9 protein-coding genes and 2 pseudogenes are annotated in these 13,176 nt (G+C 66.9%); 4 read left to right on the top strand and 7 right to left on the bottom strand.

The features are described 5' to 3' along the window. The 3 genes and pseudogenes from OS124_RS0122495 to OS124_RS0122485 form a co-directional block, all read right to left on the bottom strand. Positions 1 to 828 (bottom strand): annotated as a pseudogene (locus OS124_RS0122495) (AAA family ATPase); the annotation flags it as partial. Between the two features lie 61 nt (positions 829 to 889). Further along, positions 890 to 2,008 carry a hypothetical protein gene (locus OS124_RS0122490; RefSeq protein ID WP_010142287.1) on the bottom strand — a complete coding sequence of 373 codons (1,119 nt, stop codon included), beginning with the start codon at positions 2,006 to 2,008 and terminating at the stop codon, positions 890 to 892. A 122-nt stretch (positions 2,009 to 2,130) separates the two neighbouring features. Next, complete coding sequence (locus tag OS124_RS0122485; protein WP_010142286.1) at positions 2,131 to 3,207, bottom strand: hypothetical protein; 1,077 nt, start codon at positions 3,205 to 3,207, stop codon at positions 2,131 to 2,133. 180 nt (positions 3,208 to 3,387) lie between these two features. On the opposite strand from OS124_RS0122485, the gene OS124_RS0122480 reads away from it, so the two are divergent. Together OS124_RS0122480 and OS124_RS0122475 are read left to right on the top strand one after the other, a co-directional pair. After that, positions 3,388 to 4,368 (top strand): P1 family peptidase, encoded by a 981-nt coding sequence (locus tag OS124_RS0122480; protein WP_010142285.1) that lies wholly within the window; start codon positions 3,388 to 3,390, stop codon positions 4,366 to 4,368. A 57-nt stretch (positions 4,369 to 4,425) separates the two neighbouring features. Then, positions 4,426 to 5,901, top strand: a complete 1,476-nt coding sequence (locus OS124_RS0122475) for an NAD-dependent succinate-semialdehyde dehydrogenase (RefSeq protein ID WP_010142284.1) — start codon at positions 4,426 to 4,428, stop codon at positions 5,899 to 5,901. Between the two features lie 150 nt (positions 5,902 to 6,051). Here the strand turns inward: OS124_RS0122475 and rlmN are convergent, their stop codons facing one another. Beyond that, positions 6,052 to 7,236 (bottom strand): 23S rRNA (adenine(2503)-C(2))-methyltransferase RlmN, encoded by a 1,185-nt coding sequence (gene rlmN, locus OS124_RS0122470; RefSeq protein WP_010142283.1) that lies wholly within the window; start codon positions 7,234 to 7,236, stop codon positions 6,052 to 6,054. A 179-nt stretch (positions 7,237 to 7,415) separates the two neighbouring features. Further along, positions 7,416 to 7,940, bottom strand: coding sequence for an invasion associated locus B family protein (locus OS124_RS0122465; protein ID WP_010142282.1), 525 nt, complete (start codon positions 7,938 to 7,940; stop codon positions 7,416 to 7,418). Positions 7,941 to 8,114: 174 nt separating this feature from the next. Here OS124_RS0122465 and OS124_RS0122460 point away from each other — a divergent pair, with 174 nt between their 5' ends. Further along, positions 8,115 to 9,158: an asparaginase gene (locus OS124_RS0122460; RefSeq protein WP_010142280.1), complete on the top strand. Its 1,044-nt coding sequence runs from the start codon at positions 8,115 to 8,117 to the stop codon at positions 9,156 to 9,158. 72 nt (positions 9,159 to 9,230) lie between these two features. Continuing rightward, a complete protein-coding gene (locus tag OS124_RS0122455; RefSeq protein WP_050900947.1) occupies positions 9,231 to 10,007 on the top strand; it encodes a hypothetical protein in 777 nt (258 codons plus the stop codon). Between the two features lie 67 nt (positions 10,008 to 10,074). Here OS124_RS0122455 and polA read toward each other — a convergent pair whose 3' ends face one another. Together polA and OS124_RS25705 are read right to left on the bottom strand one after the other, a co-directional pair. Further along, a complete protein-coding gene (polA, locus tag OS124_RS0122450) occupies positions 10,075 to 12,885 on the bottom strand; it encodes a DNA polymerase I (protein ID WP_010142277.1) in 2,811 nt (936 codons plus the stop codon). 74 nt (positions 12,886 to 12,959) lie between these two features. Beyond that, positions 12,960 to 13,176 (bottom strand): annotated as a pseudogene (locus OS124_RS25705) (penicillin-binding protein 1C); the annotation flags it as partial.

Genomic DNA, 13,176 nt, shown 5'->3' with positions numbered 1-13,176 from the left:
GAAGCTCATCACCAGGGTCGAGCTTTTCGCATGGCTGGCGGGGGTGAAGCCCCGGATGGTCAGGTCATCGGCCTCGATCCGCCACGTGGCGCCAGTGAAGGCGCCCAGGTGGGGGTGGCCTTCTGCGCGCAGGCGGACCTTTTCCATCACCAGCTGGCACCAGGCCGAGATCACCGGCACCAGTTTTTCCTCGTCGCCGGTGGCGAAAGCGGCCAGCTTCTGGTCCAGCTCCCACAGGGCGCCCTGCAGGGCGAGGGGGGCATTGTCGGTCAGGATCTCTTCGGCGTCGCCGGGATCGACCGTCACTTCGCCGAGGTGCGAGGACAGCAGGTAGGACAGCGCATTGGCCAGGACATGCAGCTGCAGCAGCGACTCGGCGGCCAGCAGCTCCGAGAACGCGCCCGCACGGTCGCGGGGCAGCACGTTGTCGAGGTTGGCGCGCTTCAGCTCGGTCAGGGCGGTCGCCTCGCTGAAGCTCTCACCCAGGGCCATGGCGATGGCGAGCGCCCGGCGCAGGGCCCGCGCGACGGCGGCCTGGCGGGGCGAGGTCAGCGGGTCGTCATCGTCGCAGTCGGCCAGCCGCGCCAACAGGTGCACGCCCGAGGCAGCCTCGGACCGCCGGGTCGTCAGCCCCACGGTGGTCGAGCGGAAGCGCCGCCGCGTGCCGCCGATGCCGGGCGAGCGTTCTTCGCGCTGGACGGGGGCCGGGACGGCGGCGCGGGCCAGCCGGGGGGCATGGTCGAAGCCCTCGAGCAGCGCCTCGGCGGCGGTGTAGTGCTTGCGGATGTCCTCTTCCCGCAGCTCCATCTGATCGCCGGTCAAACTCATCGCATCAATCCTTCATCTTGCTCGAAATGGCCCGGCCGGGCGCGCCCGGCCTCTGCAAATCTCAGTAACTGAGGACCTTCTCGCCCGCCCCCACGACGTATTTCTTCACCCGCGCGAGGCCCGGCGGGTTCAGTTCAGACAGCACCTGGAAGGGCCGCGCCGGCAGGATCAGCGCCCGCTCGCGGCGGGTGGCGCCAAGCTCGGCGCCGTCGTAGGGGGCCAACTGGAAGACCTCGCGCTCGACCGCGCCGAACCAGCCGGTCTTCTCGGTGCGCACCTCCTTCGAGACCAGTTCTTCCGAGGTCCAGGCCAGGGCCCAATCCTCGGACTCGATCCCCGCGGCCTGGGCCAGCACGTCGCGGATCGGGCCGGACTGCTGGGTGTAGGCATGGGAATACATCGGCCCGAGGTGAAGACGCCGCAGCCGCTTGGGGTGCAGCGTGTCGAAGTCCTGGTCGAAGCCCTGGGCGATGGTCAGCAGCTTCAACCCGCCGAGGCTTTGCGACACCAGATGCGCCTGCACCTGCGGCCAGCGCGAAGGATCGGTGGGCAGGCCATGGCGGCCCGTGTCCTCGACCTCCATCAGGTAGATCACCGGCAGGTTGACCTGGGTGTCGTAGACCGACCAGTGCAGCAGGTAGCGCCGACGCCCGACACCGAGGTTCTCCAGCCAGTCGGCCTCGGGATCGTTGCGCGGCCAGAACAGGTTCCCCCGCGCCAGCTCTTCGTAATAGAGGCGCTGCGACAGGGCGAACTGGGTCCGGGTCGGCACCTGGTGGTCCGAGACGATCTCTTCCAGCATCTGCCGCTTCAGCCCCGCGACCGAGGGCATCGAGGCCAGGTGCTTGGCCGCCTGCCCGGCGTCATTGGCCATCACCATCAGCTCCTGCGCCGCGGGAAAGCCGCTTTCGTGGTTGTCGATGGTGAGAGAGCCGAAGAACCGCCCCGTGTCGCGCCCGGCCAGAAGGTATTTCATCGACAGGGCGCGGAAGGTGAAGGTCAGCATGGCGACCTGGCGCGCCAGCACCTCGGTTTCGCGGTCGTTGAGGTGCTTTTCGGCCCGCATCACCCCGGCCACATGGGCAAGATGGCCCATGATTGCCTCGAACTTGCGGAAATAACGCCGCGAGGCATGCGAGTCGGTCAGCCCGACCCGGTCACTGACGTTGCTGTCACTCATCCTGTCGTCCCGTTCCCGTCGTCCCCCGCGGCCGCGCCCGGCCGTCCCGGCTGCCGGTCAATGCATGGCCCCGCGCCCCGGCCGGGGCCGGAACGGGATGCGTCGACCGGCGCGATGGCGTCTCAGCCGCCGTAGAGGTTCTTGTCGTGCTTCTCGACGATCTTCTGGAAACGGCGGGCAAAGCGTTCGTCCGCCTTGGCCTTGGCTTCCAGCACCGAACGGGCAAAGACCATCTGGCCCTCGTGGGCTTCCATCATGTCGGCCATGCGGGCGTTGGTCGCGGCACCGATCTGGGCCATGGCCTGCTGTGCCTGCTTGTCGGTCTCGACGCCGATCTCGTTGATGCGGTGCGCCACTTCCTGCTGCTGCGCGGTCTTCAGCGACTTGGTCAGCGCATCATACAGGACGACCCGCTGCGAGGTGTCGGTCTTCAGCTTGTTGATCAGCACCATCTGCGTCGCCGCCTGGTTCTGCAGGCTGTCGACCCAGGACTTGCCCTTCTCGATGTAGCGCTCAAGGGTCTGGCTCTTGGCCAGCTTGACCTGCTCGTCCTGCACCAGCCCGTTGTAGCGTGTGTTCATCTCGGCCAGCCTGGTTTCCAGCTGGGTGCGCGCGGCGGCGTCCTGTTCGACCGCGATCCTGTTCTCAAGCTCGATGATCTCGGGATCCATGTCGGTGATTTCCGACCGCACGTCCTCAAGCCCGGCCACGGTCGCCTCGCGTTCGGCCAGGGTCTCGGTCAGCTTGGCCTCGACCTTGTCCTTTTCCTCGTTCAGCACCGAGAGCTGGCCTTCCAGCAGCTGGATGATGACATCGGACTTGGCGATCAGGTCCTGCAGCTTGTCGTCGATGCTGGCGGTGCGGATGCGTTCCTGCCGCAGGTTGTCGGACTTGGCCTTCGAGAAGATGCCGATGAAGCTTTCCCAGACGGTCTTGCCGCGCATCTGGTCGAAGTCCTTCGAGAACTGCGCGGTGACATCATCGAGGCCCATGATCAGCTCGGCGATATTGGCGTTCATCGCCTCGGTATGGGCATGAACATCGTCCAGCGTCGCATTCTCGATCTCGATGCTGACGTCCGCGCCGGTTTCCATCTTCTCGCGGGCCGTCTCGATCCGGGCGGTCAGCTCGGAAATCTTCGTCTGCGCGGCGGCAACCTGCTTCTGGCTCTGTTCAAGCTGGGCCTCGAATTGCGACATCTGTCCCTCCGGTTGAAATATCTGCGTCCAATATGGGGAGTGTTAACGCCTTTTACATCACCCCGCGGCGCCTTCCCCAATTTCATGATCGGGTAACGGCGTCATTACAAGGGTCTTGGCCGTTGCACCCCGCCCCGGCGCGCGGTTTAGTGCCGCCGGAAGACAACGAAGGAGCCCGCCATGCAGAACCTGATCACCGATGTCGAGGGGCTGCTGGTCGGCCAGTCCCAGGATAGCCGGGTCAAGACCGGCGTCACGGTGCTGACCGCCGAGGCGCCCTTCACCGCAGCGGTGCATGTCATGGGCGGCGCGCCGGGCACGCGGGAAACCGACCTGCTGGCGCCGGACAAGACGGTGCAGAAGGTGGATGCGCTGGTGCTCTCGGGTGGCTCGGCCTTCGGGCTGGACGCGGCGGGCGGCGTCGCCGACGCCTTGCGCGCAGAGGGACGCGGCTACCGGGCCGGGCCGGTGCGGGTGCCCATCGTGCCCGCGGCGATCCTCTTCGACCTGGTGAACGGCGGCGACAAGGACTGGGACGAGAACCCCTACAAGGCCCTTGGGCAGGCAGCCTACGCGGCCCGCGGAACGGCGTTCGAGATCGGCTCGCACGGCGCGGGCACGGGGGCGATGACGGCGGGGCTGAAGGGCGGCCTCGGCTCGGCCTCGGTGCGGCTGCCGACGGGTCATGTGGTCGCGGCGCTGGTGGCGGTCAATGCGCTTGGCACGGCGACGGTCGGCGCGGGACGGCAGTTCTGGGCGGCACCCTGGGAACAGGGCAACGAGTTCGGCGGCCTCGGCCTGCCCGACCGCTTCCCCGATCCGCACCATCCCGTGACCAAGGCAGAACTGATGGGCATCGCCAGGGGCAATACCACCATCGGCATCATCGCCACGGATGCCGATATCGATCAGGCCCAGGTCACCCGGCTGGCCACCGCCGCCCATGACGGCTACGCCCGCGCGCTGGTGCCCAGCCACACCCCCGCCGACGGAGACCTGATCTTCGGCGCCGCCACCGGCGCCAAGCCCCTGACCGGTGAATTCGACATGCTGGCGCTCTGCCACGCGGCCTCGGTCGTGATGACCCGCGCCATTGCGCGCGGCGTCCATGCGGCAACCCCGGCAGAGGGCGATCCCTTCCCCTGCTGGTCGCAGCTCTAGGCTGGTCGGCACCGCGCCGCGCCCTACCTCCGTCACGACATGCTGACGGAGGATCCCATGCCCGACACCGACAAGACAGACCTGAAGAGCCGCCTGAAGGACCCCTCGCTGCTGGTCGAGGCGGCACGCATCGGCGACGCCTGGGTGACGGGCGACGAGGGCAGCTTCGAGGTGCTGAACCCGGCGCGCGGCGACGTGATCGCCCGGGTCGCGGATTGCTCGCGCAAACAGATCGCCGCCGCCATCGACGCCGCCCATGCCGCCCAGAAGGACTGGGCGCAATGGACCGGCAAGGAGCGCGCCCAGGTGCTGCGCCGCTGGTTCGACCTGATGATGGAACACCAGGACGACCTCGGCGCAATCCTGACCGCCGAACAGGGCAAGCCGCTGGCAGAGGCGAAGGGCGAAATCGCCTATGGCGCCGGGTTCATCGAGTTCTTCGGCGAAGAGGCCAAGCGCATCTACGGAGAGACGATCCCCGGCCACCAGCGTGACAAGCGCATCACGGTAATCAAGCAGCCGGTCGGCGTGGCGGCCTCGATCACGCCGTGGAACTTCCCCAATGCGATGATCACCCGCAAGGCCGGCCCGGCGCTGGCCGCCGGCTGCAGCTTCGTCGCCCGGCCGGCGAAGGAAACGCCCCTGTCGGCCCTGGTGCTGGCGGTGCTGGCGGAACGCGCCGGCATCCCGGCGGGGGTGTTCAACGTGGTGACCTCGTCGAAAAGCTCGGACGCGGGGAAAGAGTTCTGCGAGAACCCCAAGGTGCGCAAGCTGACCTTCACCGGCTCGACCGAGGTCGGGCGCATCCTGCTGAAGCAGGCCGCCGACCAGGTGATGAAATGTTCGATGGAGCTGGGCGGCAATGCCCCCTTCATCGTCTTCGATGACGCCGATCTCGATGCCGCCGTCGAGGGCGCGATCACCTGCAAGTTCCGCAACAACGGCCAGACCTGCGTCTGCGCCAACCGCATCTACGTGCAGTCCGACGTCTACGAGGCCTTCGCGCAAAAGCTGAAGGAGCGCGTGGCGCAGATGAAGGTGGCCGACGGCTTCGCCGAGGGCGCCGAGCTGGGCCCGCTGATCAACGCCGATGCGGTCGAGAAGGTCGAGGAACACATTGCCGACGCCCGCGCCAAGGGCGCCGAGGTGATCCTGGGCGGCCAGAAGGGCGAAGCGGGGCTGTTCTTCGACCCCACCATTGTCACCGGCGCCACGAAAGAGATGAAGTTCTCGACCGAGGAAACCTTCGGCCCCCTCGCCCCGCTGTTCAGGTTCGACACGGTGGACGAGGTGATCGAGCTGGCCAACGACACCATCTTCGGCCTCGCCAGCTACTTCTACGCCAAGGACCTCAGCCGTGTGACCAAGGTGCAGGAGGCGCTGGAATACGGCATCGTCGGGGTGAACACCGGGCTGATCTCGACCGAGGTCGCGCCCTTCGGCGGCGTCAAGCAATCGGGCCTGGGGCGCGAAGGCAGCCACCACGGCATCGAGGAATTCCTCGAGATGAAATACGTCTGCACGTCAGTCTGAGCGTGGATTTCGGCCCCGCGGGGCCGAAGCCTCCGGCGGCAGTATTTGTCCATCGGATAAGTGAAAGACCCCCTTCACTCCATCCGATGGCTGAAAATACTGCGGGGGAGTCCGCCTTGGCGGACGGGGGCAGAGCCCCCTGCCCCGATGTCAGCTGCCGGTTTCAGCGGCAATCTGGGCGCGCGACTTGCGGGCACGCTCGGTGGCCGATTTCAACTGGCCGCAGGCTGCCATGATGTCCTCTCCGCGCGGGGTGCGGATCGGCGAGGCATAGCCGGCCTTGTGAACGATGTCCGCGAAGGCGCGGATCCGGGTCCAGTCCGAGCGCTGGTAGGGCGAGCCGGGCCATTCGTTGAAGGGGATCAGGTTGATCTTCGCCGGGATGCCCTTGATCAGGCGGACAAGGCGGCGGGCGTCCTCGTCGCTGTCGTTCACATCCTTCAGCATCACGTATTCGAAGGTGATCCGCTCCGAGTTCGACAGGCGGGGGTAGTCGCGCAGCGCCTCCAGCAGGGTCTCGATGTTCCAGCGCTTGTTGATCGGCACCAGCTTGTCGCGCACCTCGTCCGTCGTGGCGTGGAAGCTGACCGCCAGCATGCAGCCGATCTCTTCGGCGGCGCGGGCGATCTCGGGCACCACGCCCGAGGTCGACAGGGTGATCCGGCGGCGCGACAGGGCGATGCCCTCGCCGTCCATGGCGATCTTCATCGCATCGCGCACATGCTCGAAGTTGTAGAGCGGCTCTCCCATCCCCATCAGCACGATGTTGGACAGCAGGCGCGGGCCGTTCTCGCCGGTGCCGGTGCCGGGCGCGGGCCATTCGTCGAGGTCGTCCCGCACCAGCATGATCTGGCCGACGATCTCGCCGGGGGTCAGGTTGCGCACCAGCTTCTGGGTGCCGGTATGGCAGAACGAGCAGGTCAGCGTGCAGCCGACCTGGCTGCTGACGCAGAGCGTGCCACGGTCGGTCTCGGGGATGTAGACCACCTCGACCTCATGGCCGCCGGCGATCTTCACCAGGTACTTGCGGGTGCCGTCCTCCGAGACGTTCTTCGAGACGATCTCGGGCAGTTCGATGACGAAATTCTCTGCCAGCCGGGCCCGGAAGTCCTTGGCCAGGTTGGTCATCTCGGCGAAGTCGCGCACGCCCCAATGATAGAGCCACTGCCAGAGCTGGTTGACCCGCATCTTCGCCTGCTTCTCGGGTGTGCCGATCTCGATCAGCGCCTCGCGCAGCTGCGGACGGGTCAGACCGACGAGATTGCGCGCGCCCTCGGGCAGCTTGCGGGGGATCGTCAGGACGTCTTGCGTGATCGGAGCTTGGATCTGGCTCATGGCGGACTCGGTACATTCGGGGGGCGGAAGCCGGGTCTATACCGGATTCCCGTGGTCATGAAAACCCATGCCGGCAAGACGCGCAAAGGCGCGTCCCGCACGGGTGCGTGATCCACGGGTCAATCAGGGCCGGGCGCTGCGGCGGGCGGGCGCCACCGGACCGCCTCGGATGGGGCCGCTTAGGACTTGCAGCGGCGCTCGCTGTCTTCGACGGCGGCGGTGAAGCCCATCAGCGAGAAGGTATCCTTGGTCATCGTGCCACGACCCGAGCGGGCCGTCAGGACCGCTTCCGAACCGGCCTTCATCGCCGTCAGGATGCGCCCGTCGTCCGCGGCGGTCGCCGGCCAGGCCCATTCACCCTCGGTGTAGAGTTCGAAGGTATTGCCATCCACGTTCAGCGAGACGGTCGAGCCTTCGGCAAAGGGATAGCCGCCGGTGAAGGCGAGCTGGCCCGAAGACACGGCACCGGGGCGGTAGAAGGCCATCAGCTGGATCTCGCTGCGCCGCACCGAGACCACTTCGCCGTCACGGGTATTCACGGTTTCCTTGGGCACGGACACGGCCCAGCATTCGCGCGGATCGGTTTCCTCGAAGACGGACCAGTCGGTCTTTGCCGCCACCTGGTTCTCGCTCACGCTTTGTGCCCATGCGGTGCCGGCCGCACTGGCGAAGATCGCCGCGGCCACGATACGCCGGAATGTCATCTCTACAGCCTCCAAGCCGTCCTTGCCTCTTGTCTGTCCCCTGCTGCCTTGGCGGCGTCTTGCGGGGCCTCATCTTCACTCGACATTGCAATATTAGCCGCAATACTGCCACAAGCGAAAGGCCGATTGGCGAGAAATCGCACACGTCCGAGTGAGCGGCAGAAAGGAAAGCAGATGCAGTTTTCGGGGTCGGAGAACGGATACGACAGAATCGGAGCACAGGGCGCGGGCGCGGTGCCCCTGGCCGAGGTCTGGCGCGGCAACCTCTGTGAATCTCTGCATTCCGGACATGCGGTGGTGGTCGACACCACCGGCCAGATCGTCGAGGCCTGGGGCAATCCGCAGGCGGTGATCTACCCGCGCTCCTCCTGCAAGATGGTGCAGGCCCTGCCGCTGGTGGAAAGCGGCGCCGCCGATGCCGCCGGGCTGACCCCGAAGCAGCTGGCGCTGGCCTGTGCCTCGCACAATGGCGCGGCGATCCACTCCGAGGCGGTGACGGACTGGCTGACCGGGCTGGGCATGGGCGAGGGTGACCTGCGCTGCGGCCCGCAGGAGCCCGCCGACCTCCCCGCCCGCGACGCGCTGATCCGCGCCGGCGACAGCCCCTGCCAGATCCACAACAACTGCTCGGGCAAGCATGCGGGCTTCCTGACCCTGAACCGGCACCTCGGCGCCGGGACCGAGTACACCGAATTCGCCCATCCCGTGCAGCAGGCCTCTTTGCAGGCCTTCGAAGAGGTCACGGACGAGGCGATCCGGGGCTGGGGCGTGGACGGGTGTTCGGCGCCCAACTTTGCCACCTCGCTGCTGGGTCTGGCCCGCGCCATGGGGCGTTTCGCCGGGGCGCGCGAGGGCCAGGGCACCCGCGAGAGCGCGCAGGCCCGGCTGACCCAGGCGATGATGGCCCATCCCGAGATGGTGGCGGGCGAGACCCGCGCCTGCACCGAGCTGATGCGCGCGATGCAGGGCCAGGCGGCGATCAAGACCGGCGCCGAGGCGGTCTTCGTGGCGATCCTGCCCGGCAAGGGCCTTGGCATCGCGCTGAAGGTTCTCGACGGCACCACCCGCGCCAGCGAGGCCGCCATCGCGGCGCTGCTGGTGAAATACGGCGTGCTCGACCCGGCCCATCCGGCGGCCAAGGAGCGGCTGAACCCCGAGCTGCGCTCGCGCCGCGGCTTGCTGGCGGGAGAGGTCCGGGTGGCTGAAGGGTTCGCCTGAGGGGACCGCGGAAGATGGGTCCTCACCCACCCTACGGGTTTGGCTGGCGGCCGGGATGAGGACGGACGGGGGATGAAGCGAAGGGACGGTCACTTGCACAGCCTGCCGCGCCTCCTTCGCGACATCCTGATGGTCCTGCTGCTGACCCTGCTGACCCAGGTCGGAGGCCTCGCCTGGATGGCCTCCCGGCTTTTCCGCCGCAGCCTGCCGACCTTCCTGTTGATCTATGTCGCCCTCTCGGCAGGTGCCGCAGCCCTTGCGCCCACCTACGGCCGCGCACCCGTCAACTGCCTGGGCGACGGCGCCTTGCAGATGCAAAGCTGGACCTATTGCGTTCTGAACCGCAACTTCATCAGCCCCGAACTTGCGCAGGTCCTGGAAGAGACCGCTGCCGAGATGAATCAGAGGCACCCGGGCACCATAACCCTGCTTCTCGACGCCAACTTCCCTTTCTTCAACGGATTTCCATTGCTGCCTCATCTCTCCCACGATGACGGACGCAAGGCGGATCTCGCATTCTACTACCGGGACGAAACCGGCTATCTTCCCGGCAAGACACGCTCACCCATAGGCTATTTTGCCTTCGAAGAGGGCCCCACGCGCTGCCCCGACCGAAGGCCGACCCTGCGATGGGACATGGCGGCGCTCCAGCCGCTCTGGCCCGACTATGCGCTGGACCGCGCGCGCAATCGCGCAGTCCTGGCTATCCTCGCAGAGGATCGGCGGGTGGGGAAAATCTTCGTTGAGCCGCATGTCGCGCGAGACCTCTCGGTCACATCGGAGAAGATCCGGTTCCAGGGCTGCCGCGCCGCGCGCCATGACGACCACATCCACCTGCAACTTCCCTGACCGCGGCCGTCCAAGACCGGCCCCTGCCCTCGGCGTAGGGTGGATGAAATCCACCAAACCCCCTGCGTCAGTGCGCCTCGGCCCAATTCGCCCCGCGTCCGGCATCGACCACCAGCGGCACGTCCAGCTTCACCGCCGGGTCAGCTGCGCCTTCCATGACCGCGCGGGCGGCCTTGATGACATCGTCCTCCGCCCCGGCCTCGACCTCGAAGACCAGTTCGTCGTGGACCTGCAACAGCATCTTGGCGGGCAGTCCGGCAATGGCCTCGGGCATCCGGATCATCGCCCGGCGGATGATGTCCGCTGCCGTGCCCTGGATCGGCGCATTGATCGCGGCGCGCTTGGCGAAACCGGCGCGGGGCCCCTTGGCGGCAATCTCGGGCGTGTGGATCTTCCGCCCGAACAGGGTCTGGACGTAGAGGTTCTCCTTGGCGAACTCGGTCGTCTCGTCCATGTATTCGCGGATACCGGGGAAACGCTCGAAGTAGCGGTCGATGAAGCCCTGCGCCTCGGCCCGCGGGATGCGCAGATTGCGCGCCAGGCCAAAGCCCGAGATGCCGTAGATCACGCCGAAGTTGATCGCCTTGGCCTGACGGCGCACCTCCGGGGTCATCTCGTCCAGCGGCACGCCGAACATCTCCGACGCGGTAGCGGCGTGAATGTCCTGCCCTTCATGGAAGGCCTGTTTCAGCGCGTCGATCCCGGCCACATGGGCAAGGATGCGCAGCTCGATCTGGGAATAGTCGAGCGACAGCAAGACCTTGCCTTCAGGCGCCACGAAGGCTTCGCGGATGCGGCGGCCCTCTTCGCTGCGCACCGGAATGTTCTGCAGGTTCGGATCGGTCGAGGCCATGCGGCCGGTGTTCGCCCCGGTCTGCACGTAAGAGGTATGCACCCGCCCCGTCTCGGGGTTGATGTGCTCCTGCAGGGCATCGGTGTAGGTCGACTTCAGCTTGGACAGCTGGCGCCAGTCCAGCACCCGCGCGGGCAGCTCATGCTCGGTCGCCAGATCCTCGAGGATATCCGCCCCGGTCGCATAGGCGCCGGTCTTGCCCTTCTTGCCGCCGGGCAGAGAGAGCTTGTCGAACAGGATCTCGCCCAGCTGCTTGGGCGAGCCGACGTTGAAGCTCTCCCCCGCCAGCTCGTGGATCTCGGACTCAAGCTGCGCCATCTTCTGGGCGAAGGCGTTGGACATGCGCGAAAGCGTGTCGCGGTCGACCTGCACGCCATGCATCTCCATCTCGGCCAGCACGGGCGAGAGGGGGCGCTCCAGCGTCTCGTAGACGGTGGTCACGCGGTCGAGGTGCAGGCGCGGCTTCAGCACCTGCCAGAGGCGCAGGGTTATGTCGGCATCCTCGGCGGCATAGCGGGTGGCCTTGTCGATCGGCACCCGGTCGAAGGTGATCATCGACTTGCCCGAGCCCAGCAACTCCTTGATCGGAATGGGAACATGGTCAAGATACCGCTCAGCAAGCGCATCCATCCCGTGCCCGTGCAGACCCGCATTCAGCGCGTAGGAGATCAGCATCGTGTCGTCGAAGGGCGCCACCGTCACGCCGTAGCGCTTCAGGATCTTGGCGTCGTATTTCATGTTCTGGCCGATCTTCAGGACGGCATCGTCCTCAAGCACCGGCTTCAGCATGTCGAGCGCTTCGTTCAGCGGCATCTGCCCCTCGGCCAGCTCGTCATTGCCGAAGAGACCACCTGACTCGCCCTCGGCCTTGTGGGTCAGCGGGATGTAGCAGGCCGTGCCTGCATCGACGCAGAGGCAGATGCCGACCAGCTCCGCGCGCATCTCGTCAAGGCCGGTGGTTTCGGTATCCACGGCGACATGGCCGACTTCGCGGATACGGTCGATCCATTTCGCCAGCGCATCGGCATCGCGCACCGTTTCATAGGCATCGGGGTTGATCGCGGGCGCGTCGGGCACGCTGTCCTCGACGGTCCCGGGGCCAGAGGAGACCTCGGGCTCGGGTACGCTGGGCGCCTCGACGCCCAGACCTTCGGCGATCCGCTTGGTCAGCGTACGGAACTCCATCTTGGCGAGGAAGGGCAGCAGGACGTCGGGGTCGGGGTCCTTGACCTCAAGATCGTCCAGCGTGAAGTCCAGCGGCGTGTTGCAATCCAGCGTGACCAGCTTCTTCGACAGCTCGATCTGCGCGCGCTTCTCGATCAAGGTCTGGCGGCGCTTGGGTTGCTTGATCTCTTCGGCGCGGTCCAGCAACTCTTCCAGAGAGCCGTATTCGTTGATCAGCAGCGCCGCCGTCTTGATCCCGATGCCCGGCGCGCCCGGCACGTTGTCGACCGAGTCGCCCGCCAGCGCCTGCACGTCGATCACCCGATTGGGCGCCACGCCGAACTTGGCCTCGACCCCCTCGGCGTCGATGCGGATGTTCTTCATCGCATCCAGCATCTCGACCCCGTCGCCGACCAGCTGCATCAGGTCTTTGTCCGAGCTGATGATGGTGACGCGCCCGCCGGCTTCGCGCGCCTGGCAGGACAGCGTGGCGATGATGTCATCGGCCTCGTAGCCCTCGATCTCCTCGCAGGCGATGTTGAAGGCGCGGGTGGCCTCGCGGGTCAGCGGCATCTGGGGGCGCAGATCCTCGGGCATGGCCTCTCGGTTGGCCTTGTAGAGGTCGTAAAGGTCGTTGCGGAAGGTATGGCTGCCCTTGTCGAAGATCACGGCGACATGGGTCGGCGCATCGGGGCCGGAGTTCCCTTCGACGTAGCGGTGCAGCATGTTGCAGAAGCCCGAGACGGCACCGATCGGCAGCCCGTCCGACTTCCGGGTGAGCGGCGGCAGCGCGTGGTAGGCGCGGAAGATGAAGGCCGATCCGTCGATCAGGTGCAGGTGGCAGCCCTTGCCGAAACTCATGTGTCTATCCCCGGTTGCTTGGGCCCAGATGTGCCATGAAGCCGGGGCCGGGGAAAGCCGGTTGTGGGCGCGCTTCAGTTCAGGCGGATCGAGGCGCGGGCCGAGCGGCCCTCGGCATCGACCACGGTGACATCGGCGAAACCGGGGCCGGGTGCGGGCAGCAGTGCTTCGGCGCGACGCTGGCCGGTCAGGACCGGAGCGCCGTTCAGCAGCCAGGTGAAGGGCGGACGGCCCCGGTCGACGCGCACCGGCAGGTCGGCGGCACCGATCTCGAGCAGCGCCCCGTCAGGC

Source organism: Oceanicola sp. S124, from assembly GCF_000220565.1.
Lineage (GTDB): Bacteria > Pseudomonadota > Alphaproteobacteria > Rhodobacterales > Rhodobacteraceae > Pseudooceanicola.
Note: the sequence above shows the minus strand (reverse complement) of the source record. Positions and strands in the feature narration are given on the sequence as shown.

Coding starts and splice junctions, on each gene's coding strand:
- OS124_RS0122490 (WP_010142287.1), bottom strand. CDS start 2,008: ATGAGTGACAGCAACGTCAGTGACCGGGTCGGGCTGACCGACTCGCAT.
- OS124_RS0122485 (WP_010142286.1), bottom strand. CDS start 3,207: ATGTCGCAATTCGAGGCCCAGCTTGAACAGAGCCAGAAGCAGGTTGCC.
- OS124_RS0122480 (WP_010142285.1), top strand. CDS start 3,388: ATGCAGAACCTGATCACCGATGTCGAGGGGCTGCTGGTCGGCCAGTCC.
- OS124_RS0122475 (WP_010142284.1), top strand. CDS start 4,426: ATGCCCGACACCGACAAGACAGACCTGAAGAGCCGCCTGAAGGACCCC.
- rlmN (WP_010142283.1), bottom strand. CDS start 7,236: ATGAGCCAGATCCAAGCTCCGATCACGCAAGACGTCCTGACGATCCCC.
- OS124_RS0122465 (WP_010142282.1), bottom strand. CDS start 7,940: ATGACATTCCGGCGTATCGTGGCCGCGGCGATCTTCGCCAGTGCGGCC.
- OS124_RS0122460 (WP_010142280.1), top strand. CDS start 8,115: ATGCAGTTTTCGGGGTCGGAGAACGGATACGACAGAATCGGAGCACAG.
- OS124_RS0122455 (WP_050900947.1), top strand. CDS start 9,231: ATGAAGCGAAGGGACGGTCACTTGCACAGCCTGCCGCGCCTCCTTCGC.
- polA (WP_010142277.1), bottom strand. CDS start 12,885: ATGAGTTTCGGCAAGGGCTGCCACCTGCACCTGATCGACGGATCGGCC.